The organism is Sphingomonas sp. (assembly GCF_048595155.1).
Taxonomy (GTDB): Bacteria; Pseudomonadota; Alphaproteobacteria; order Sphingomonadales; family Sphingomonadaceae; genus Sphingomonas_I.
Genome location: NZ_JBMDXN010000090.1, coordinates 1 through 22,470 on the forward strand (window position 1 = coordinate 1; position 22,470 = coordinate 22,470).

21 protein-coding genes and 1 pseudogene are annotated in these 22,470 nt (G+C 65.3%); 17 read left to right on the forward strand and 5 right to left on the reverse strand.

Annotation, left to right across the window (positions count from 1 at the left end; genetic code table 11):
* The 3 genes and pseudogenes from ACOJSI_RS13945 to ACOJSI_RS13955 form a co-directional block, all read left to right on the forward strand.
* Positions 1 to 270: pseudogene (locus ACOJSI_RS13945) on the forward strand (altronate dehydratase); the annotation flags it as partial.
* A gap of 111 nt (positions 271 to 381) precedes the next feature.
* Complete coding sequence (locus ACOJSI_RS13950; protein WP_420138900.1) at positions 382 to 2,121, forward strand: CocE/NonD family hydrolase; 1,740 nt, start codon at positions 382 to 384, stop codon at positions 2,119 to 2,121.
* A gap of 92 nt (positions 2,122 to 2,213) precedes the next feature.
* Positions 2,214 to 4,934: a TonB-dependent receptor domain-containing protein gene (locus tag ACOJSI_RS13955; RefSeq protein WP_420138901.1), complete on the forward strand. Its 2,721-nt coding sequence runs from the start codon at positions 2,214 to 2,216 to the stop codon at positions 4,932 to 4,934.
* 27 nt (positions 4,935 to 4,961) lie between these two features.
* Here the strand turns inward: ACOJSI_RS13955 and ACOJSI_RS13960 are convergent, their stop codons facing one another.
* Positions 4,962 to 5,642: a GntR family transcriptional regulator gene (locus tag ACOJSI_RS13960; protein ID WP_420138902.1), complete on the reverse strand. Its 681-nt coding sequence runs from the start codon at positions 5,640 to 5,642 to the stop codon at positions 4,962 to 4,964.
* Positions 5,643 to 5,692: 50 nt separating this feature from the next.
* Here ACOJSI_RS13960 and ACOJSI_RS13965 point away from each other — a divergent pair, with 50 nt between their 5' ends.
* From ACOJSI_RS13965 to ACOJSI_RS14000, 8 genes are read left to right on the forward strand one after another with little or no spacing between them, the layout of a single operon-like run.
* Positions 5,693 to 6,820, forward strand: coding sequence for a CapA family protein (locus tag ACOJSI_RS13965; protein WP_420138903.1), 1,128 nt, complete (start codon positions 5,693 to 5,695; stop codon positions 6,818 to 6,820).
* 2 nt (positions 6,821 to 6,822) lie between these two features.
* Positions 6,823 to 7,284 (forward strand): TRAP transporter small permease, encoded by a 462-nt coding sequence (locus tag ACOJSI_RS13970; protein WP_420138904.1) that lies wholly within the window; start codon positions 6,823 to 6,825, stop codon positions 7,282 to 7,284.
* Positions 7,281 to 8,588, forward strand: a complete 1,308-nt coding sequence (locus ACOJSI_RS13975) for a TRAP transporter large permease (RefSeq protein WP_420138905.1) — start codon at positions 7,281 to 7,283, stop codon at positions 8,586 to 8,588. The genes ACOJSI_RS13970 and ACOJSI_RS13975 overlap by 4 nt, the downstream gene beginning before the upstream one ends.
* Entirely contained in the window at positions 8,585 to 9,637 is a 1,053-nt protein-coding gene (locus tag ACOJSI_RS13980; RefSeq protein WP_420138906.1) for a 2-hydroxyacyl-CoA dehydratase, read from the forward strand. The genes ACOJSI_RS13975 and ACOJSI_RS13980 overlap by 4 nt, the downstream gene beginning before the upstream one ends.
* Positions 9,634 to 11,778, forward strand: a complete 2,145-nt coding sequence (locus ACOJSI_RS13985) for a CoA transferase (protein WP_420138907.1) — start codon at positions 9,634 to 9,636, stop codon at positions 11,776 to 11,778. The genes ACOJSI_RS13980 and ACOJSI_RS13985 overlap by 4 nt, the downstream gene beginning before the upstream one ends.
* Complete coding sequence (locus ACOJSI_RS13990; RefSeq protein WP_420138908.1) at positions 11,775 to 13,061, forward strand: 2-hydroxyacyl-CoA dehydratase subunit D; 1,287 nt, start codon at positions 11,775 to 11,777, stop codon at positions 13,059 to 13,061. The genes ACOJSI_RS13985 and ACOJSI_RS13990 overlap by 4 nt, the downstream gene beginning before the upstream one ends.
* Positions 13,058 to 14,086, forward strand: coding sequence for a TRAP transporter substrate-binding protein DctP (gene dctP / locus ACOJSI_RS13995; RefSeq protein WP_420138909.1), 1,029 nt, complete (start codon positions 13,058 to 13,060; stop codon positions 14,084 to 14,086). The genes ACOJSI_RS13990 and dctP overlap by 4 nt, the downstream gene beginning before the upstream one ends.
* Positions 14,087 to 14,088: 2 nt before the next feature.
* Entirely contained in the window at positions 14,089 to 15,273 is a 1,185-nt protein-coding gene (locus tag ACOJSI_RS14000; protein WP_420138910.1) for a CaiB/BaiF CoA transferase family protein, read from the forward strand.
* A 5-nt stretch (positions 15,274 to 15,278) separates the two neighbouring features.
* Here ACOJSI_RS14000 and ACOJSI_RS14005 read toward each other — a convergent pair whose 3' ends face one another.
* The gene (locus ACOJSI_RS14005; RefSeq protein ID WP_420138911.1) at positions 15,279 to 15,758 is read right to left on the reverse strand and encodes a MarR family winged helix-turn-helix transcriptional regulator; all 480 of its coding nucleotides are present in this window, start codon (positions 15,756 to 15,758) and stop codon (positions 15,279 to 15,281) included.
* Positions 15,759 to 15,867: 109 nt separating this feature from the next.
* Here ACOJSI_RS14005 and ACOJSI_RS14010 point away from each other — a divergent pair, with 109 nt between their 5' ends.
* Entirely contained in the window at positions 15,868 to 16,296 is a 429-nt protein-coding gene (locus ACOJSI_RS14010; protein ID WP_420138912.1) for an organic hydroperoxide resistance protein, read from the forward strand.
* A gap of 117 nt (positions 16,297 to 16,413) precedes the next feature.
* Here the strand turns inward: ACOJSI_RS14010 and ACOJSI_RS14015 are convergent, their stop codons facing one another.
* Together ACOJSI_RS14015 and ACOJSI_RS14020 are read right to left on the reverse strand one after the other, a co-directional pair.
* Complete coding sequence (locus tag ACOJSI_RS14015) at positions 16,414 to 16,899, reverse strand: Rrf2 family transcriptional regulator (protein WP_420138913.1); 486 nt, start codon at positions 16,897 to 16,899, stop codon at positions 16,414 to 16,416.
* Between the two features lie 94 nt (positions 16,900 to 16,993).
* Complete coding sequence (locus ACOJSI_RS14020; RefSeq protein ID WP_420138914.1) at positions 16,994 to 17,668, reverse strand: alternative oxidase; 675 nt, start codon at positions 17,666 to 17,668, stop codon at positions 16,994 to 16,996.
* 162 nt (positions 17,669 to 17,830) lie between these two features.
* On the opposite strand from ACOJSI_RS14020, the gene ACOJSI_RS14025 reads away from it, so the two are divergent.
* The 4 genes from ACOJSI_RS14025 (at position 17,831) to ACOJSI_RS14040 (ending at position 20,315) form a co-directional block, all read left to right on the forward strand.
* Positions 17,831 to 18,208 carry a group III truncated hemoglobin gene (locus ACOJSI_RS14025; protein ID WP_420138915.1) on the forward strand — a complete coding sequence of 126 codons (378 nt, stop codon included), beginning with the start codon at positions 17,831 to 17,833 and terminating at the stop codon, positions 18,206 to 18,208.
* 20 nt (positions 18,209 to 18,228) lie between these two features.
* Positions 18,229 to 19,443, forward strand: coding sequence for an NO-inducible flavohemoprotein (hmpA, locus tag ACOJSI_RS14030; protein ID WP_420138916.1), 1,215 nt, complete (start codon positions 18,229 to 18,231; stop codon positions 19,441 to 19,443).
* 177 nt (positions 19,444 to 19,620) lie between these two features.
* Complete coding sequence (locus ACOJSI_RS14035) at positions 19,621 to 19,992, forward strand: DUF1971 domain-containing protein (RefSeq protein WP_420138917.1); 372 nt, start codon at positions 19,621 to 19,623, stop codon at positions 19,990 to 19,992.
* The gene (locus tag ACOJSI_RS14040) at positions 19,980 to 20,315 is read left to right on the forward strand and encodes a hypothetical protein (RefSeq protein WP_420138918.1); all 336 of its coding nucleotides are present in this window, start codon (positions 19,980 to 19,982) and stop codon (positions 20,313 to 20,315) included. Before ACOJSI_RS14035 ends, ACOJSI_RS14040 begins: the two co-directional genes overlap by 13 nt.
* Here the strand turns inward: ACOJSI_RS14040 and ACOJSI_RS14045 are convergent.
* The gene (locus ACOJSI_RS14045; RefSeq protein WP_420138919.1) at positions 20,248 to 21,174 is read right to left on the reverse strand and encodes a LysR substrate-binding domain-containing protein; all 927 of its coding nucleotides are present in this window, start codon (positions 21,172 to 21,174) and stop codon (positions 20,248 to 20,250) included. The two genes, ACOJSI_RS14040 and ACOJSI_RS14045, sit on opposite strands and share 68 nt — an antisense overlap.
* A gap of 88 nt (positions 21,175 to 21,262) precedes the next feature.
* On the opposite strand from ACOJSI_RS14045, the gene ACOJSI_RS14050 reads away from it, so the two are divergent.
* Complete coding sequence (locus ACOJSI_RS14050) at positions 21,263 to 22,099, forward strand: SDR family oxidoreductase (RefSeq protein ID WP_420138920.1); 837 nt, start codon at positions 21,263 to 21,265, stop codon at positions 22,097 to 22,099.
* Positions 22,100 to 22,470 lie beyond the last annotated feature (371 nt).

Sequence of the window (22,470 nt, forward strand, 5' to 3'; positions counted from 1 at the left end):
GGCGCGACCGCCATCCTGTTCACCACCGGGCGGGGGACGCCGCTCGGCTTTCCGGTTCCCACCATCAAGATCGCGTCCAACAGCGATCTTGCCGCCCGCAAACCCGGCTGGATCGATTTCGATGCGGGCCAAGTGCTGGACAACGGCATGGATGCGGCCGCGGCGCGGTTGCTGGATCGGATCATGCGGGTCGCGTCGGGTGACGCAACCGCGGCCGAGCGGAACGGCGAACGCGAGATCGCCATCTGGAAACGCGGCGTGACTTTATAGGGCAGGGTGCCCGACCGCCCTTGACACTCCCGGATTGTCAACAATAACTCCGACAATCGATAAGGGAGCGGATGGATGGGCAAGGTGCGGGCACGAACCAGGGCGGTTCGTATGCAATGGGCTGCCTGTCTGGCGCTGGCGGCCATCCTGCCGACCAGCCTTGCCGCCGCGCCCGATGCGCCCGCACCGTATCGCGATTATGTCGCCACCTCCCGCTACGTGAAGGTGCGCGACGGCACCAGACTGGCGGTCAGCATCTATCGCCCGGCGGTCGGCAATCAGGCGGTGGCGACCCGCTACCCGGTCATCTTCGTCTTCACGCCCTATCGCGCGCGCTATCGCGACGACAAAGGCAAGATCGTCGAAACCGGCCTGTCGGAGCAGCTCGGCCTGAAAGGCCTGACGGATCACGGCTATGTCGTCGCGGTGGCGGACATCCGCGGCAAGGGCGCCTCCTTCGGCCACCGGCGTGGCTTCCAGGACCGGACCGAGGCGCTGGACGGACGCGATCTGGTCCAATGGCTGGCGAAGCAGCCCTGGTCGACCGGCAAGGTCGGCATGGTCGGCTGCTCCTATCTCGGCGGGACGACGCTACAGGTCGCATCCACCACGCCGCCCGCGCTCAAGGCGATCTTCACCGGCGCGTCCGACCTCGACAAATATGATTTCGTACGGCGCGGCGGCATCACGGCGCAGTTCAACACGCGGCCCGACGAGCCGGCCTCGGTCGATCTCGCTACCTTGCCCATGGACGAGGATCGCGACGGCAGCATGTTGAAGGCGGCGGTCGCACAACATGCCGCCAACACGCCGATGGCGTCGCTCTGGTACGGCATGCCCTATCGCGACAGCATCTCTCCGCTGACCGGCAATCGCTTCTGGGAAGAGGTTGGGCCTTACACCTATCTCGACAAGATCCGCCGCTCCGGCATCGCCACCTATTTTTGGGGCAATTGGCAGGATGAGCCGACCCAGCAGGTTATCGCTTTGGCCGCCAATCTCAACGGCAAGCTGCTGCTGGGGCCGGGATCGCACTGCGTGCCGCCGCCCAATTATGATCTGTCCGGGGAAGTGCGGCGCTATTTCGATCACCATCTGAAAGGCATCGACAACGGCATCGACCGCGAACCGCGTGTGACGATGTGGGTGGTCAATGCGCCAAAGGGGCAGGAGTGGCATCGCACCAACGTCCTGCCGGGCGTCGGCGTGCCGCGGACGGCCTTCTATCTGGACGATCGTCGCAGCGGTTCGGCCGCCTCGGTGAATGACGGCATGCTCATGCCGCACCCGGCGGGGCAGGGACAGGACAGGTTCCAGGTCGATTATGATGTCGGATCGGCCGATTATTTCGCCTTCTGGGTCGATCCGATGGACAAGCATGGGCTGACCTACACGACCGCGCCGCTTCCCGCCGACCAGACGCTGGTCGGCTCCGCCATCCTCAATGTCGCGGTCGCGGCCGACCGCAACGACGTGAACGTCTTCGGTTATCTGGAAGACGTGGCGCCGGATGGAAAGGCGGAGGTCGTGGCTTTCGGTCGCCTAGCCGCCTCCCACCGCAAGGAATCCCCTGCGCCTTACGACACATTGGGCTTGCCATGGCATTCGGGCCGGGCGGCGGACGTCGCGCCGATCACGCCCGGCCAGCCGGTCACGCTCCGCTTGGCCCTCACGCCTACGGCACGTCTGATCCCCGCCGGGCATCGCCTGCGATTGGCGATTGCCGGGGCCGATCATCGCCAGCGCAACCTTGCCCAGATCAAGGTCGATCCGGCGCCGCGCATCACGATCGTCCGGGGATCCGCCAGCCATATCGACGTGCCGCTCGTATCACCGAAGGCCTTACCCTAGTCATCGACAACATTGTTGACAATCTTGCGGACAATCGATCTACTCACCCCAAAGATAAATGGCCCAAGATATAAATGGGGAGAGACTGAAAGGTGACCGACCATATTCGGAATGCGCGCCATGCGGCCCTGCTGGGGTGCGCCGCGTCCATCGCTTTCATGCCCGCCACACTCGCCGCCCAGGCGACCGAGCCGCCTTCGCTCACCGCCGGCGCGATCGCGGTCACCTCCAACGATGCCCAGGATGCCGAGATCGTCGTCACGGGCAGCCGTGTCCGCGGCGAAGCGCCGGTCGGCTCCCCGGTCATCTCGCTCGGCCGCGATCAGATCACGGCCTCCGGCGCGGTCACGATCGACCGCGTCATCAAGGAGATTCCGCAGGTCTTCGATCTGGGCGTCAGCGAAAATTCGCGCGGCCAATCGGGCGGCAGCGGCAACAATACGTACGGCAATTCGGTCAATCTGCGGGGCATCGGGCCCTATGCCACGCTGATCCTGGTCGACGGGCACCGCACCATCACTAACAGCCGCAGCTTCGATCCCTCGGTCTTGCCATCGCTGGGCGTCGAGCGTGTCGAGGTCGTCGCCGATGGTGCCTCCGCCATCTACGGATCGGACGCAGTGGCCGGCGTGGTCAACCTGATCCCGCGCCGTGCGCTGGAAGGCGTGGACGCGATGGCGCGCTACGGCATTTCCGCAGATGGCGCATTCCGCGAATATCAGGTCGGCGCTGCAGTCGGACATCGCTGGACCGGCGGCCAGGTCATGGTTGCGTACGAACATGTCTTCCGCTCGGCGTTGAGCGGCCAGGATCGCTCCTTCTTCACCTCCGATCAGCGGCCGTTTGGCGGCAATGATTATCGGGTGACGCGCTGCAGCCCCGGCACGATCACCGCCGCGGGCACGACCTATGCTATTCCCGCGGGCGGCGTGACCCAAGCGACGGCCGGATCGCTCGTCGCCGGCACCAGCAACAAGTGCGACGATCTGATCGGCCAGGATCTCTTTCCGCGCCAGGAATATGATTCGGTCAACGCGACCTTCTCGCAGGATCTGACCAGCTGGCTGACCGTCTTCGGCGACGGTTTCTACAGCAAGCGGCGCTTCGCGATTAATCCGGCTTTCGCCAACGCGACGCTGACCGTGCCGAGCACCAACGCCTTCTTCGTGCGCCCGGCCGGCTTCACCGGATCCAATTACACGCTCGGCTATAATTTCAGGAACGATTTGCCGCGCAACACCACCACCGGCTATACGCGCAGCTGGGAAGTGACGCCGGGCGTGCGGATCAAGCTGCCGCACGATTTCCAGGCCGAAGCCATTTTCACCTATGGCAAGGGTCATGACGAATCGAACCAGACGGGCGGCCTCAACAATGCCGCGCTGACGGCGGCGCTCGCCAGCAGCAATCCCGCCACCGCCTTCGATCCTTATGGCCTGGGCCGCACGTCGCCGGCCGTTCTTGCGGCCCTGGGCAACCAGATCTTCCTGGCGCCGACGCTCAACACCTTCAAAGGCTATGAGGCGCGCATCAACGGCACCTTGTTCGAACTGCCCGGGGGCCCGGTGAAGATCGCGGCCGGCTATGAAGGGCAGGAGATGGATGTGGCGCTCGGCGTGGCGCGCGGCAATCCGACGGTGCCGCTGACCTATCGGCATTTCAGCCGCCGGGTCGATTCAGGCTACGCCGAACTGCTCGTGCCGATCTTCGGCGCCGCCAACGCCATCCCCGGCTTCCACAAGCTGGAGCTGGACGCCGCCATCCGTCACGATCGCTATAGCGATGTCGGCAGGACCACCAATCCCAAGTTCGGTGTCAACTGGTCGCCGATCCGGGACGTCACCATCCGCGGCAGTTACGGCACGTCCTTCCGCGCGCCGCTGATTTCGCAAATCTATGGTAATTCCAACAATCTCTACGTCCAGAGCTATCAGAATCCGACCGGCGGCGCACCGCTGATCGGCGTCGCCCAGTCGGGCGCCAATCTGGATCTGAAGCCCGAAACCGCGACCACCTGGTCCGCCGGCATGGACGTGCAGCCTTTCTCGCGGCTGCGGCTGAGCGCCACGTACTGGAATGTGCGCTACGTCAACCAGGTCAACGCCTATCTGTCCGATCTCGCGATCCTCAATCGGGAAGCGCAATTCACCGGAACCAATATCATCCTGCGCGATGCGGCGGCAGCCGCGCGCGTGCAGCAGGCGGTGGCCGACGGCATCGCGCTGGCGGGCGGGGCCTTCCCCGGCGGCAGCCCGGCCAACGTCACGCTCTATGTCGATGGGCGCAACAACAATCTGGGCAAGTCGATCACACGCGGCATCGATTTCCAGGCCAATTACAATTTGCCGACCGACACGATGGGCGATTTCGCGTTGAACGTCGGCGGAACCTATGTGCTGCGCTACGTGGTGGCGATCACGCCCAATGGCCCGCTGGTGAGCTTGCGCAACACCATCTTCAATCCGCTCAAGTTCAAGGCGCGCGGCAGCCTGGCGTGGCAGAAGGGGCCGTTCGATGCGCAGGCGACCGTCACCCATGTCGGCGGCTATCGCAACACGTCGATTCCCGGCGGCCAGAACGTCAAAAGCTATACGCCGGTGGATCTGAGCTTCGCCGTCCAGGTCGGCGATCGCACGTCACGCGACTTCGTCAAAAGCGGGATCCAGATCGGCTTCGAAGTGCGCAATCTGTTCGATATCGACCCGCCTTACGTGAACCTCGCGCCGGGCGGGAACGGCAATGGCGGTTATGACGCAACCGCCTCAAATCCGGTGGGCCGCGCCTTCGCGATCAGCCTGCGCAAATCCTTCTGATCGGAAACTATGTACGTGGCGTTGCGATCAATCGTGGAAGTGGGAGTCGATTTCCGACAGCGCCGAAAAGCCGGCGGCGATGTGGTCGCGCATCGCCTGCTCGGCCTCGGCCGCACGCCCTTCCACGATCGCGGCGGTGATGCGGCGATGATCCGCATTGGCGGAATCGATCCGCTGGGCATTGTAGAAGGTGGAAAAGAGCAGGCGGTAGATCGGAACGGTCAGCCGCGTCAGGAAGTGGCGGACATAATCATTGCCGCCGCCGTCGACGATCGCCTTGTGCCAATTGGCGTTCAGCACCGCGAACCGCTCATGATCGCCAAGATGGGCGATCTGATCCAGCTCACGCTGGATGTCGCTCAGCGCCTGCTTGTCGGCAACGCTGCCGCGTGCGGCGAATTCGGCCGCGGCAAGCCCTTCCAGCACCATCCGCGCGCTGTAGATCTGGCGCACCTCGTCCAGCGTGACCTGCCGAACCGACGCGCCGCGAAATTCCTCGATCTGGACAAGGCCTTCCGCTTCCAGCCGCTGCAGCGCTTCGCGCACCTTGCTGCGGCTGGCGCTCGTGTCGCGGGTGATGTCCGCTTCCACCAGCCGCTGGCCGGGCACGAAACGGCCTATCCGGATCCGTTCGCGCAGCCATTCCGCCACATCCCGGACCGCGGTCGGTACGCTGCCGGTTTTCACGGATTTCGTCGGCTGCGGCATTTGGGGCTAGATCAACTCTCGTCGCGGGGGATGGCCCACCAATGTCGCGGATGAGGGAAGACATTGTCAACAATGGCGCGGTGTCGATCCTGCTGCTGGGCGACCTGATCCTCGACGTGCCGGATGCCGATCATTGGCTGGGCGGGATTGCCCCGATCCTGAAGAGCGCCGATCTGGTGGTGGCACATCTGGAAGTGCCGCATAGCGATCGCGGTACGGAAATGCAGGGCGATGTCCCCGCGCCCGGCGCCCCCCCGGAAAATCTGGCGGCGGCCGCCCGCGCCGGGATCGACGCGGTCAGCATGGCCGGCAACCATATCTCCGACTGCGGCCCCGTCGGAATTGCCGACACGATCGCGACGCTCGATCGCCTGGGCATCGCCCATGCCGGGGCAGGGATGTCGCTTGCCGCGGCCCGCGCGCCCGCGCGCCTGCAGGCCGGCGCGCGGACGGTGGCGCTGCTCAGCTACAATTGCGTAGGCCCGGATATTGGCTGGGCCGGCGCCGACACGCCCGGCTTCGCCTATCTGCCGATCGCGACGGCCGATGGAAGCCCGATCCGGCCGACGGCGCCGCTCGAACGGATGATGCCGGCGGCAGACGCCATTCTGAAGGAAGACGTCGCTGCCGCGCGCCGCATGGCCGATCTGGTGATCGTCTCGCTCCACAAGGGCCTGGTCCATGTGCCGGCGCAGCTTGCGCCCTATGAACGCGCCGTCTCCCATGCCGCGATCGATGCCGGCGCGGACGTGGTGTTCGGCCATCACGCGCATATCGTGAAGGGGCTGGAGCTTTATCGCGGCAAGCCGATCTTCCACGGCCTGGGCAATGGATGCGTCGTCACGCAGGCATTGAGCCCCGACCAGGATCATCCGGCGCGCGCCGAATGGGCGCGGCGCCGCAAGGCGATGTTCGGCTTCGAGCCCGATCCGGCCTTCACCTTGGCGCCCTTCCATCCGGAGGCGGTGAACGCGATGATGGGCCGCTTGCTGTGGCACGCGGATGGCCGCGTGCACGCAGGGATAGTCCCCGTCCATGTCGAGGCGCCGGGTCGCCCGGTTGCGGCGGATGCCGGCCAGCGCGTCCGGATCGGCCGCTATGTCGAAGCCATCACCGCGCGCGCCGGACTGCCGCCCGTCCATCTGGCCGATCGGGGAGAGATGCTGGTGTTCGCATGAATATGCCTGAATCGTCCGGCATCTACCGCGCTCTCGTCATCGTCGGCGGGGCGGCTTTGCTGCTGGCGGTCGCCACCGATGCCCTGGCGGTGATCGGCCGCCATGTCGGCCACCCGCTGCTGGGATCGATTGAGATCGTGCAGGCGACCGTGCTCGTTGCCTCCTCTGCCGCGTTGGTGATCGCGACCTTGGCGCGACGCCACGCGGTCGTCCACCTGCTGGTCGATCGGCTGCAGCCCGGCACCAAGATCTGGGTCGAGCGGATCGGGCAGATATGCGGTGTCCTGCTCTTTCTGCTCTTTCTCGGGGGCAGCGCCTGGATTGCGATCGACATGTGGGGCGGTCATGAAGAAAGCGAATTGCTGCATGTGCCGTTCGCGCCCTTGCGGTTGATCAGCCTCGCCGCCTTGCTCGCCTGCGCCCTCCTGTTCGCCTGGCAGGCCATCGGGAGCCGCCGCGCATGATGGCGGCGCCACCCACCGGCATGGCCGGCATCCTGATCCTGTTCATGATGCTGGCCCTGGGCGTTCCGATCGGCGTTGCGTTGGGCATTGTCGGCGTCGGCGGCACAATCCTCGTGCTCGGAATGGAGCCAGGGCTGATCAAGGCCGGCGTCGTCATCTTCGACACGATGACGCGCTACGAACTCGGCACGCTGCCGCTGTTTTTGCTGGTGGCGCATCTCTGCTTCTCGGCGGATGCCAGCCGCGATCTGTTCGATGCGGCGGCGCGCCTGCTCGGTCACCGCCGCGGCGGCCTCGCCTTGGCCTCGATTGGCGGCTGCGCGACCTTCGGCGCGGTCAACGGATCGAGCTTGGCGACGGCCGCGACCGTGGGCCTGGTGGCGCTGCCCGAGATGCGCTCGCGCGGCTATTCGGACAGCCTCGCGACCGGCACGCTGGCGGCGGGCGGCACGCTGGGGCCGCTCATTCCCCCGTCCGGCGCGCTGATCGTGTTCGGCATCATTGCCGAGCAGTCGATCGGCACCCTCTTCACGGCGGCTTTGCTGCCTGCACTGACGCAGATGCTGCTCTATATGGGTGCGATTGCGATCCTGGTGCGGTTCAGGCCGGAAACCGCCCCGCCGACGCCGCGCGCCAGCTGGCGTGCGCGCTTCCAGGGTATCGCCCGGGTCACCGATCTGCTGTTGCTGATCGTCGTGATGATCTCGGGCATCGCGCTCGGCTGGTTCACGCCGTCCGAAGCCGCCTCGATCGGCTGCGTCGGCGCGCTTCTCATCTCGCTCCGCCGCGGCCGGCTGAACCGCCACAGCCTGTTCAAGGCGCTGGAAGAAACGCTGCGCACCAGCGGCATGATCACGCTGATCATCGTCGGCGCGCTGATGTTCTCCGTGTTCATCAGCATCACCGGCATCACCGGCGCGATCGGCGCTTTCCTCGAAGGCCTTCATGCCGGGCCGACCGTCACGATGCTGGCGATCGCCGCCATCCTGTTGGTGCTCGGATCGGTGCTCGACGGTCTCGCCCTGATGCTGTTGACCACACCGATCCTGCTGCCGATCGTGGTCGGGCTGCATCTGTCGCCGATCTGGTTCGGCATCTTCCTGGTGCGCGCGATGGAGATCGGTTTCGTTCACCCGCCGATCGGCATGAACCTGTATGTCATCCACGGCATCGCGCCCGACGTGCCGTTAAGCCGCATCTTCCGCGGCGTCGTGCCCTTCCTGATCGCCGATCTGTTCCACCTGTTGCTGATCATCATGGTGCCGGCATCCGTGATGTTCCTGCCGGATTTGCTCGCCCGATGATGACACTCGATACCCTGGTGGATCGGACGCTGGCCGATCCGCTCGCCGCCGCCCGCGCCGCGCCGCGGGCGATCGGCTATGTCGGCCTGGATGTTCCGGAAGACCTGCTGGCGGCGTCCGGTCGGTTCGCCTTGCATCTGCCCTGGGACGCCGATCGGCCGACCCGGCGGGCGGACATGTGGCTTGAGGCAGGCTTTGCGCCATGGGCGCGGTCCATCCTGGAACAATGGGCGGCGGGCGATTTCGATTTCCTGGAGCATGTCATCTTCTCTCGCGGAGAGGATAGCGCGCAGCGCCTCTATTATTACGTTACCGAGCTGCAGCGCCGCGGCGTCATCGGCGGGCCGGCGCCTTTGATCTTCGACATCGCGCGCATCCGCCGCGACAGCAGCCTCGCCCATTCGATCCTCGCCACGCGCAAGCTGGCCGCGCGGTTGGCGGTGACGGAACAGGATCTTGCAGGTGGCATCGCCATCGCCAACCGGCGCCGCAGCCTCTTCGCGCGATTGGCGCAGACGCGGGCGGGCAGCGGCAGGCGTTATGAGCGGATCGCCCGGGCGGCGCTCTTCGCGCCACTGGAAGGCGCGTCGATCGACGTCACCGAGCATCAGTCAGGTCCGCGCAAGCGAGTGCTGCTGGCGGGCACCGCGCCGCCCGATGATCGCCTGCACGCGGCGGCCGAGGATGCGGGCTGGCATGTTTCGGGGGAGGCGCACGAGCGGTCGCTCGACCGGCTCGGTGCGCCGATTGCGGACGCAAGCGACCCGTTCGACGCGGTCGGGCGCCATGCCCGTGCCGCCCGTTTCAACGCGCGCAGTTTCGACGATCCGGCCGCAGCGCTGCTGGGCGCTGCGCATCAGGCACGGGCCGATGCCGTGATCCTGTGGCTGATCGAACAGGAGGAATCGATGGTCTGGCATATCCCGTCGCAGGTCGCGACGATGGCGGAGGCCGGCATTCCCATGCTGGTCCTCACCCGCCGGCGCTGGGATGCGCAGGATGGCGCTGCCCGCGAGATCGCGGATTGGCTCGCGAGAGTGGCGGCATGACCTTGCTCGCGGATCAAAAAGTCGCGGCGCTGCCGGGGATGATCGGCCGTCCGCTCGCGCGCTATCTGGCGTCGCTCGGCGCTACCATCGTGCCGGTCGCCTGCGACGCGCAGGGGGCGGCGACGGCGCGCGATTGCGCGTTCCTGATCGACGACCTCGGCCTGGATCAGTTGGCCGCCGCAGGCTGGCCGCTTACGGAAGAGGATCTCGGCCAATTGATCCACGTCTCCGTCTCGCCCTTCGGCAGCGGCGGCCCGCGCAGCCTGTGGCGCGGCAACGAACTCATCGCCTCGGCCATGGGTGGCGCGCTGCGCCTGACCGGCCTGCCCGATCGGGCGCCAGTCAAGGAGGCGCTGAATGCCTGCACCTTCCATGCGGACATGGCGGGCGCCGCCGGCGCAATGGCGGCGCATCATGCGCGGGGGCGTCACAGCTTGGGGCAGCATGTCGATATTTCGATCCAGCAGGTCGCACTCAGCCGGAACGTCAACGGCATCCTTGTCTGGCAGTTCGACCGGCGCAAGCTGCACCGCGTCGGCGGCGCGCTCAATTATGGGCGGGCGACCGTGCGGTGCATCTGGCCGCTGGCGGATGGCTGGTGTTTCCATTCGCTGATGACAGGCCGGTTTGGCGCCCCTGCTAATCAGGCCTTGTCCGACTGGATCGACGAAGCCGGCCTGCCCAATCCGCTGCAGGGTGTCGATTGGCTGTCCTATAACCGCTCGACGCTGGATCCCGCCGTGCGGGCCGGTTGGGAAGAGGCGATCGAGCGTTTCTTCCGCACCCGCACCAAGGCGGAGATCGCTGGCGAAGGGCGCCGCCGCGGGATCAACGCCTGCGTGGTGGCGGAACCCGCCGATGTGCTTGCCGACCCGCATCTGGAGGCGCGCAATTTCTGGTCGATCGATCAGGGCGAGAAGCTGCCTGGTCGGTTCGTGCGACTGCAGGAAAGCGGGACATCCGGCGCTGCGGATCAGGGCGACCGGCAGATGTCCCGCACCGGGCCGCTTGCGGGCGTCCGCGTGCTGGATTTCTCGTGGGCGCTGGTCGGATCGATCACCACCAAGACGCTCGGCGATCTGGGCGCGGAGGTGATCAAGGTCGAAAGCCGCGGCCGGCCCTGTCTATCGCGCCTAGACGTGCAGGTCGCTGCCTCGCGTCCCGGCAATTTCGACGACAAGCCATGGTTTGCGCATCTGAACACGTCCAAGCGCAGTCTCGCGCTGGACCTGAAAAGGCCCGAAGCGCGCGAATTGCTCGATCCGCTGATCGACTGGGCCGACATCGTCGTGGAGAATTTCTCGCCGGGCACGATGGACAAGCTTGGGCTTGGCTATGCGGCTTTGTCCGCGCGCAATCCGTCGATCATCATGGTGTCCGGCAGTGTCTACGGGCAGACTGGGCCGCTCGCGCAGGAATGGGGCGTGGACGGTACCGGCGGGGCGCTGTCGTCACGCACCTTCCTGACCGGCTGGGCGGACCGCGATCCGGTCGTGCCGGGCGCCGTGCCCTATGGCGACGTGATCGTCCCCTATGCCATGGCGGCGACCGCTGCCGCAGCGCTAGAGCGCCGGCGGCAAGACGGCCGCGGCTGCCATGTCGATGCCTCCATGTATGAAATCTGCGTCCAGCAGATGGCGGATGCAATCCATGCGGCCCAGTCGGGGCCGCCGCCGCAGCGCACAGGCAATGCCGATGCGGCCTGGTTCTACCAGGATGTGCTGCCTGCGGCGGGTGAAGATCGCTGGATCGCCATCAGTATTCGGGATCAGGCGGAGTTGGATCGCTTGATGCGCTTGGCCGGAACAGCCGATCTGGCCGCCTGGACGCGTACGCAGCAGGATCACATCCTGGCGGCGCAGCTGCAGGCCGAGGGGCTCGCCGCGGCAGCGGTGCAGGACATTGAAGACCTTCTGGAACATGATCCGCAGATCGCCGCGCGCGCCGCGCTCGTGACGCTCGATCATCCGCATCTGGGGCCGTTCGCCCACGTCGCAACGCCGATCCGCCTGTCACGCGATGGGATGGCGCCGTTCCGCGCGCCGGGTATCGGCGAGCATTCCGAACGGATCGCGCGGGATATTGCCGGGCTGAGCGCCGAGCGGTTCGAAGCCCTGGACGCATTGGGATTGTTTAAATGAGCGTCGAAACCGGCCAGCGCAGCCGCAAGGATCTGGCCTGCACGGCGGCCGCCAGTGCCTATCAGAAGGCCTTTGCCGCCGATCTGAAGCGCCGCGTGGTCGATGAAGGTGAGCCGTTCGTGGTCGCCCAGGCGGATACGCCGCATGAGATATTCCATGCGATGGATATCCCGCTCATCACGAACCAATGGTGGTCGGCCTATATCTCCGCCAAGCAGCTTTCGAGCCGCTATTTCGAGCAGATGGTCGCGCGCGGCTATCCGGCCAATAGCTGCAAATATTGCTCGCTCGGCCTTGCCTGCACGCTCGCTAACGATCCCGCCACCGCCCCCTGGGGAGGGCTGCCGCGGCCGACCGCATTGGTCGCGCGCCTGACCTGCGACTGTATCCAGCATGTCTTCGGGCAGTGGGCGGATGCGCTCGATACCGATTTCTTTCCCATTGAGGCACCTGCCTGGGAGCATAAGGAACCGGATTGGTTCACCCGCTCGCGCGACCGGTGGGAGGAGGTGTACCAGCCCGATCGCATCAGCCTGATGATCGAGGAGATGCGCGACCTGATCGCCTTGCTGGAACGCAAGACCGGGCGCCGCTTCGACGAGGCCAAGTTCCGCCACCTGATGGAGCGGATCAACGAACAGGAAGGCTATATTGCGGAAGCCGCCGAGATGATCGGCGCGGCGCGACCCTGCCCGGTTTCGATAGCCGACCAAATGCCGAACACGATGATTCCGCAATGGCATCGCGGCTCCGACTGGGCGGTGGCGCATGCCAAAAGGTTCCGCGATGAGGTGGCCGAGAGGGTCGCAGCAGGCATCGGCGTTTCATCGAATGAGCGCGTGCGGCTGATGTGGATCGGCGCCGGCGTGTGGCACGATCCCGGCTTCTATCAGGCGCTCGAAGAACGGCTGGGCGCGGTGTTCGTCTGGTCGATGTATATGCCGTTCGCCGGGCCGCAATATATCCGCGAGTTGCACGATCGGCCGATCGACGCGCTCGCCAGCCGCATCTGTTCGATGAACGAGGTGCTGCATCTGCCGCCGTGGATGAATGGCTGGATGGTGAGCGAGGCGGAACGCTGCGGCATCGATGCGGCCGTCATGCTGGTGCCGCCCGACAATCGCCTGTCCCAGTCAGGCACGACGTTGACGCGGCTTGCCCTGCAGGACGCCGGCGTGCCGGTGCTGGCGCTGGATGCCGACATGGTCGACGCCAAAAGCTGGAACCATGATCGCATGGTCGGTCTGGTGCAGGATTTCCTGCAGCAGGCCGGGCGCGCATGACACGCCGCGTCCTGCTTGCCTGCCTTCTGCTGGCCGGCTGCGCGCGCCCCGCGCCGGAAGGCGTGACCGAGCTCGTCTATGCCAGCCCGTACAGCCCGACGCACCCGTTCAGCCGGGCCGACAAGACTTGGATGGCGTTCGTCGAGCAACGCTCCGGTGGCCGCATCAAGGTGCGGCCGATCTGGTCGGGTTCGCTGCTGTCGTCCGATCAGTCGATGGAAGAATTGCGCCACGGCATCGCCGATGTCGGGCTGGTCACGCCGATCTACGCGCGCGGCGGGGCACATCTGATCCGCGTCCAATCCGGCTTTTACAGTGGCGCCAAGACGCCGCAGTCGCAGGTTGCGCTGTACCGATGCATGACGCGCGCCAGCCCGGAATATGCGAAAGAGCTCGCGGGGCTGGAAGTGCTGGCGGTCCAGGGCGGCATTCTGCCCGGCATCGTCACGCGCAATCGCCCGGTCCGCACGCTCGCCGACTTGAAAGGGTTGCGGTTGCGGGCGCCCAGCGAGCTGATCAGCGTGCTACGCGAACTGGGGGCGGACCCGGTCAATATGCCGATGGGAGAGGTGTATTCGGCGTTGGCGAAGGGCGTTTTGGACGGCGTTATCGCGCCGCCGGACACGTTCGGGTCGCTCCATTTCGCCGAAGTCGCCCATTATTTTACCGCTTTGGAGGTGCCGCGCGGGGCCTATCCGGCGCGCGTTATGAGCAGCCGGCGATGGAAAAGCCTGTCTCCGGAGGCGCAAAAAGTCCTGCTGGATGGCGTTCCGGTGTGGGAAGCGGCGCTGGCACACGAGAATGAGCAGGCTGGAAAGCTAGGTCTCGAGACGGCCCGAAAGGCCAAAGTGACCGTCCTTCCCATGCCCAGGGCCGAACAAGCGCGCTTCGACGCGCTGTATCTGCGCGATGCCGAACGCAATGCGCGGTCGCTCAGCGCCTATGGAATCGATGGAATGGCCGCGTTTCATGCCGCGCGACGCGGCGTGAAGGCGGATGGCAGCATAGAATGTGGGGGAGCTTGACCGTGGCGCTGCCGCTTGAGGGAATTACAATTGCGGACTTCAGCCATGTCATGGCGGGGCCTTATGCGACGCATCTGCTGCGCCTGATGGGCGCCGAGGTCATCAAGATCGAGGTGCCCGGCATTGGCGACGCCATGCGCAATTACGGCGCGGATCGGCGCTATGACGGCATGGCGCCGGCCTTCATCGCGGTGAATGCCGGCAAGAAATCGATCGCGCTGGATCTGAAAGACCCCGAACAGCGCGATCTGGCGCGCAGCATCGTGGCGCGCTGCGACGTGCTGGTCGAGAATTTCCGCCCCGGCGTGATCGACCGACTGCAGCTGGGCTATCAGGCGGTGCGCGAGCTGCGGCCCGATATCGTCTATTGCTCGATCTCCGGCTACGGCCAGACGGGGCCGCTGCGGGACTGGCCGGCGATCGACAATATCGTCCAGGCGACGAGCGGCATGATGAGTCTGGGGGGCGATCCCGGCGATCCGCCGATGCGGGTCGGCTTCCCCGTGGTCGATACGCTGACCGGGCAGACCGCTGCCTATGCGATCCTGGGCGCGCTGTTGCGGCGGGAACGGACCGGCGAGGGCGATCATCTCGATGTGGCGATGTTCGATGCCAGCCTGTCGTTCATGGCGTCCGCGGTCGTGCCCTATCTCGTCACCGGCAAAGCGCTCGAGCGGACCGGCAATACGGGCTATAGCGGCCAGCCTACCTCGGCGCTGTTCACCGCGGGGGATGGCCGCATGATGTCCCTGGGCGTCGTTCAGCAGCATCAATTCGTGCTGCTGGCCCGGCTGCTCGGCCGGCCTGACTGGCTCGACAACCCGCGCTTCTCAGATCCCGAAGCTCGACGCGCTAACGCAGCCGCGGTGCAGGCGGAGCTGAGCGCGGAGCTGGGCAAGCGGAGTGCGGCCGAATGGGAGCAGGCGATGAGCGCCGCCGGCATTCCGTGCGGAATGGTTCGAAATGTCAGCGAAGCGGCCGAACTTGCGGCATCGGCAGGGCGCGACTCCACCATCCCGGTACGGATCGAGGGGCTGCCGGATCGCGCGGATGTCCAGATCATGGGACGTGGCTTCGCCGCCGCGTCGATCCCGCCGGCGTCGCTCGACGCGCCGCCGCGGCTGGACGAGCATCGCGACGAGATCCTGCGCTGGCTGGCGCGACGCCCGGAGGCGGACGCCGCCTGACGCCGTCAGGCCCCGGCTGTGGTAGCGGCCTGCAGGTTGGTGCGCAGCGCTGTCAGCGCGGCGTGCATATCGCCCAACTGCGCTTCGCTGACCCCGGTCGCTTGCAGAATCTGCTCGGGCAGGCATGCTGCCTGCTGCGCGAGCGCGCGGCCGGCATCGGTGAGCGAGACGCGGACGACGCGCTCATCCTTCGTATCGCGTCGGCGATTCACATAGCCCGCGGCCTCCAGCCGCTTGATCAAGGGCGTGAGCGTGTTCGATTCCAGGAAGAGCTTCTCGCCCAACTGCGACACGGTCTGCCCGTCTTCCTGCCACAGCGCCACCATCGCCAGATATTGCGGATAGGTGAGGTCGAGGCGGTCGAGCAGGGGCTTGTAGACACGATTGAAGGCCAGCCCAGTCGAATAGACGGCGAAGCACAAGAACCGGTCCAGCCCGATGTCCGCGGGACCTTGGGCGCCGGCTGAGGAGGCGGACTTTTTCATCCCACATATATAAATCGCACGCGATAGAATCGCAACGCTTGCAACCTGCCTCGACTCCACCTATAAAGATCGCACGCGATACAATCGTGTACGACAAAGGAGAAAAATCATGGCGATCAAGGCAGCATATGAAGCACAGGCGACCGCAACGGGCGGCCGCGATGGTCGGGCCGTTATCAGCGATGGCAGCCTGGAGGTGAAGCTGGCGACCCCGAAGGCGCTCGGCGGCGACGGTAACGGCAATAATCCCGAGCAGCTGTTCGCCGCCGGCTACAGCGCCTGCTTCCTGGGTGCGATGAAATATGCCGCGTCGCAGGACAAGGCGCTTCCCCGCGTACCGAACGATACGAGCGTGACCGCCACCGTCGGCATCGGCCCGCGCGACGACAAGGGTTTTGGCCTTGCGGTCCAGCTCTTGATCAACCTGCCCGGCGTCGATCGCGCGGCTGCGGAAGCGCTGGTCGCCGAAGCCGACCAGATCTGCCCCTATAGCCACGCAACGCGCGGCAATATCGAGGTGACCCTGACGGTCGCCTGACGCGATCGGGCTGGGCGCGGTCGCGCCCAGCGTCGCCGAATACATGGGAGCGCGCCGTTGCGAAGCGGCGCGTTCTTGCGCGTGGTCGCGACGCGGCTGGCGGATCGCACGCCCGGATCAGGCGGTGCTGGTCTCCAGATCGGCATCCGCCACGACCTGCTTGATCGTCTTCTTGAGCGGCTGGAATCCCCCGAACAGGCCGCGCAGATCGGCACGTCGGCTCAGCACATCGGCCAGCGTATAGCGGTCGAGCACATCCAGAAAGGCGCGCGTCGCTTCGTTGAGGATGTTGGGCAGACCGCAGGCCGGCGCGATCACGCAGGAACTGCAATCGACGAGATCGAACCCTTGCTCGGTATGGCGGACGATCGCGCCGATGCTGATCTGATCGGCGGCGCGACCGAGCTTCAGGCCGCCATTACGCCCGCGCACAGTCGCGAGGAATCCGGCCTGACCAAGATCCTGCACGACCTTCATCAGATGGCTTTTGGAAATGTCATAGACGGTCGCGATCTCCGCGATCGAGGAGAGGCTGCCTTCATCCCGCGCGCCTACGTGCAGCAGGACACGGATTGCATAATCGGTATAGCGGGTTAGCTGCATCGCGCCAGCTTAGCAGAAAGCGCGGCGGGACGCTTCTTGGATGCGACATGGCCCGGCCGTGGCCGGGCCACCTGCAGGTAGAAGACGTGGAAGATCACGCGGCCAGATCCGTCGCGTGATCGGGGTAAGGCGCAGCCTTGAGCCGCTCTTTGCCACCAAGCTCGTCGGCGAAGCCGTGGTTCACGTCGCGATGGTGCGCTTCATCCGCACGCACCTTCAGCACGACGTCGCGCAGTGTCGCGCTCTGCGGCATCTTCCAATAATGGCAGGCGATGGTCGGCGCCGGGCCGTTGGGCATCCGGCCCGCGTCAATCGCTTGGAGGAAGTGGGTGTAGCTGATCACAGCTTCTTCCTCGAAATAGCCGACGACGCGATGGGCGATCCGCGGCGCCACCAGGTAGAGGCCGAAGAAAGCACAGTAGAAGCCCCACTGGACCAGCAGGATCAGGAGGCGTTCGAACAGATTAGGTTGTGCCACCTTGACGAACGTCATCAGGTGCATGCGCTCATTCTCCGCCTCCTCCATCAGGGTGCGGATCCAGCCATTATCGTCGCACATCCGGCGCAGGCAGCGCAGATGGGTCAGCGTGGCGCCGACCATGCCCGGCACGGCAGCGACCGTCTCGATCACGATCGCGCGATGGCCATGGCGCTCGCGGAAGAAAGTGTCGGCGAAGAAGCGCATCGTCTTGGTGAAGCCCAAGGCAACCCGATCACCGAGATTTTCCGGCCGACGATGTTCGATGCTGACGGGCACATGCTCAATCATCTTTTCCTCCCTCGATGCGGGCCGCGAAATGCGGTGAGTCGCCAAAGGTGCATTCGCGATGATCCTTTTCTCGCGGCAGTGCAAGCTAAAAGATCTACTTGCTATGAATCTTTTCCGTGTTAATTGATTCATCATGAATGAATGATTGATTCGGAGCAGAGCATGCAAGGCCTACAGCTTGAGGAACCTGCGATCCGACCGGTGGTCGAGCGCTTTTACGAGCGGGTGCGCGCCGATCCGGCGCTCGGACCCGTCTTTCAGGACGCGGTCCACGACTGGGACGATCACCACGCCCGGCTGGCGGATTTCTGGTCGTCGGTGATGCTCACCAGCGGCCGCTACAAGGGCAATCCGGTCGCGCTGCATCTGCGTCACGCCCCGTCGCTCACGCCGGCCGCATTTGAGCGCTGGCTGACATTGTGGGGGCAGACCACTGAGGAAATGCTGCCGCTTCCCATCGCCCGCGCGATGCAGGCCAAGGCGGCGCGCATCGCCGAGAGCCTCCAGCTTGCCATTCAATATCGGCGCACCGCCGCCTGAGCCTTCGAAGGGAGACCATAATGACCGAACCACTCAGCCCGGCGACGATCGCACTCGTCAAGGCAACCGCGCCCGCGCTTGCCCAGCACGGCACCGCCATCACGACGGCCATGTATGGACGGCTCTTCCAGACGGACCATATTCGCGCCCTGTTCAACCACGCCAATCAGGGCGAGAGCGGCGCGCAGGTCCATGCGCTGGCAGCGGCGCTGATCGCCTATGCGCAGAATATCGAGAATCTGAATGCGCTGGCGCCGACGGTCGAGCGGATCGCCTACAAACATGTCGGTTATCACATCCTGCCCGAACATTATCCCTATGTCGCAAGCGCGCTGCTGGCGGCGATCAAGGACGTGCTGGGCGAAGCCGCGACGGATGAGGTGCTCACTGCGTGGGGGGAAGCCTATTGGTTCCTGGCCGACATATTGAAGGCACGCGAGGTCGTGCTGCGCGACGAGATCATGCAGGCGGAGGGTGGATGGACCGGCTGGCGGCGGTTCGCCGTGGCGGAGAAGATCCGTGAAAGCAGCGTCATCACGTCCTTCATCTTGCGCCCGGTCGATGGCGGCCCGGTTCTACGCCATCGCGCCGGCCAATATCTGACCTTCAAGTTGAAGCCGGCAGGCCAGCCGGAGCTGAAACGCAATTACTCGATCTCTTGCGGGCCCAACGGTGAATATTATCGCATTTCGGTGAAGCGGGAGACGCATGGGCAGGGGGGATCGCGCTTTCTGCATGACGTGATCCAGGTCGGGGATGTGCTGGAGACGACCCCGCCCGCCGGCGACTTCTTCCTGGAAGAGACGCCGCAACGACCGGTCATCCTGCTTTCGGGTGGCGTCGGGCTGACACCGATGGTCAGCATGGTGGAAGCGATCGCCGCCGAGCATTCCAATCTGGAAGCTCATTATGTGCATGGCACGGTCAACAGCGACACGCATGCGATGGACGCGCATGTCCGCACGCTCGCGAAGGGCCATGGCAATATCTCCGTCACGACCTTCTACAGCCAACCGCAGCCGCACGATCAGCTTGGCGCATCGCACGATGGCGAGGGCTTCGTGTCGGTCGATTGGCTTGCTCGCACGACGCCGCTGCACGAGGCGGACGTCTATCTGTGCGGCCCAAAGCCGTTCCTACGGTCGTTCGTCAGTGGGCTGGCGCTGGCCGGCGTTCCAACCGACCGCATTCATTATGAGTTCTTCGGTCCGGCCGACGAACTGATGGCGGCGTAACGCCGATGATCGTCGGCGACGAATTGGGCCGGATCAGGCTGATCGGCGGGGGCCTGGGCTGGCCATCGGCGGCCGAGCGCCGGCCCGCTCTCGCCCTAACCTCTTCGCCCACGACGGCTTGCCGCAAGGAGGCACGGCGCCTCCGGTTCATTGACGCAATTGTGGAGGAGGTGTGTCATGCAGGAGCTTGAACGACGTGACGGGACGCGGGCGCGCCCGTTTGGGGTGGAGCGGCATATTCCCGGCGCGGGCTCGCGGTCGCCATCCTTGCCCTACCGATCCTCACCCGTCTTTACGGCGGAAACGCTGCCCAAGGCGTTACAGCAGGAGCATCGTACCCGGCGCGGTGTCTGGGGGGTGATCACGATCCTGGAAGGCCGGCTGCGCTATCACCGCATGGACGACAGCCCGCCGCTCCTCCTGACGCCAGAATCGCCGGGCCTGGTGCGGCCCGACGAGCCGCATTTCGTCGAGGTGATCGGGCCTGTTTCCTTGCGGGTCGACTTCTTCGATCATGAGCCGGTGGGAGTAGGACCATGGACTTGCTGAGCATGGCCGCAGAGACGGGATCGATCGAAGAGCTGATCGATCCCGCACCCCAACATGATCCGGGCTTGATGCGGGTTGCCCGCGCGATCGGCATTGCTGATGCCGAGCGAGGAGTGCGGGTCGCGCGGCATCCCCGTTCGTTCGTCGCGCGGTTGCGCTCGCTGGTGCGGAGGAGCTGGACGCCGCTGGCCGATCCAGTGCTGGAGGCTCTACGACGCGACGCCTTCGAGCAACGTCGGGCCGCGCTGGCCAAGGTCAGCCGTGACGCTCATGCCGTGCCGATTGGCGTGCGGAGCGGACGTGCGCGCGGATATGGGCAATGAAGGTGCGTAAGGCGGCGGACGGTAGCTTCTGACGGGGATAATAAAGGCTTAGCCCGGTGGCCGAGGGTGTCCATTTGCCCAGGATCTGGATCAGCTCACCCCGTTGCAACGCCTGAGCGACGGCCCGATGGGGGAGATAAGCAAGGCCGGCGCCCTGCACGGCGGCCTGCGCCGCCAAAAGGGAACTGCCGACGGTCAGGCGCGCGTCGGCGTCGATCCGAACCTCGCAATCCTCGTGCGCAAAGTCCCAGCGGATCGCCGCACCGTCGGGTAGCCGCGCGCGAATGCAGCTGTGATCGGCAAGCTGCTCCGGTCTTGCGGGCCTGCCATGCGCAGCGAGATAGGCCGGCGCCGCAACCACGACCATTGGTTCTTCGGCGGTAAGCGGGATGGCCACCATGTCGAGCGGCACATGCTCCCGCAGTCGAACTCCGGCATCGCATCCCTGCTTCACGATATCCACGGCCGTACCGTCGATCCGCACCTCGACCCGCGTCTCTTTATAACGATCCAGATAGGTTAGGATCATCGGAAGAAGATGTTCCGCACCCGCCTCCGCGCTGTTGATTTTCAACAGGCCGGACGGCGTATCCCGCAGGTCGCGAACGTCTGCCACGGCCGCATCGATTGCGGCGAGAGCAGGCACGAGCCGTTCAATGAAATGTTCGCCCGCTTCCGTGAGCGAAACGCTGCGCGTTGTCCGGTTGAAAATGCGAATGCCCAGGCGGCTTTCGACGCTGCTGACGAGATAGCTGAGCGAGGAAGGCGGCAGTCCCAGCATCTGGGCGGCGCGACGGAAATTGCGAGCTGCAGCAACTGCGCCCAGCGCGCGCAGCTCCGCGGTGGAGACGTCCGTCATTGCGCGAAATTCCCGTTCAGCGCGTCCAACATCGCGCGTCTAATCCGGATGGGCAGCGGCGATTAGGTGCAGGGCGAAGGAGATAGAGATGACTCAGACCGTCCTGATTACCGGCTGCTCGACAGGATTCGGTGAAGCCTCGGCGCGGCACTTCGCCGAACGGGGATGGAATGTCGTGGCGACGATGCGGGATCCCGCGGCAGGACGCACGCTCGCGCAGCATCGCAATATCCTGGTCACGCGACTGGACGTGCAGGATCGCGACAGCATCACGGCGGCCGTCGCTTTGACGCTCGACCGGTTTGGGAGGATCGACGCGCTGGTGAACAATGCAGGTTTCGGCCTCGCTGGCGTGTTCGAAGAGACCCCTCGCGCCAAGATGATCGAGCAGTTCGATGTCAACGTATTCGGGCTGATGGACGTCACGCGTGCCGTTCTGCCAACCATGCGGCAACAGCGCCGCGGAACGATCGTCAACATTTCGTCTGGCGCGGGTATCATCGGTCTTCCGATGATCGCGCTCTACACGGCATCGAAATTTGCGGTGGAGGGCTTTTCGGAGTCGCTGAGCTACGAGCTGGAAACGGTGGGGATCAGGGTGCGGATCGTTGAGCCTGGCGGGGTGAACACGAACTTCAACACGCGTATGGACGCCGAGACACGGTATGCCGAACCGATCGCGGATTATGAGCCTTTTCGCAGCGGCGCTGAGAGACTGTATGATGGCCTGCGCGCAAACCAAGCGCACGCCGATGTCGCGCAGGTGGCGGAGTCCATTTACAATGCGACGGTCGATTCCTCCGACCGGCTGCGTTGGTTGGCGACCGAGGAGGTCAAACCGTTGGCGCACGCCCGCCGCGAAACCAACGAGGAAGCCTATATGGACACCATGCGCGGCTATTTCCGCTTTCCTGAGCCGGAATGATCCGACCCTCCGCCATCGGCCTGCGCCGCCATGGCGCGACCGTGCAAGTGGGCGTGACGTGAAAAAGATGGGCGCGTACATTGCGCCTCCCGGTGGCTGAGCAGGTAGGCCCCGGGTAACTATTCTGCCGCGCGACGGCTTGATGCCTTAACGCTGTTTTATCATGCGAACGGCCTGATCTGTCGCCCAGACCCCGTTCACTGTGGAGCGGAATCGAAGAAGGACGCGAGGGAGCCGTCCCCTTCGGCAGCGTGGGCGCGTCTATCGCGTCGCGCACGACCGCGAGCTCCAAGCCTTCCTCCAGCAACTGGCGACGGTGGAATTCGGCGCACATGGTGGCGGCGCGGCGCTTTCAACAGCGGCGCGCGATC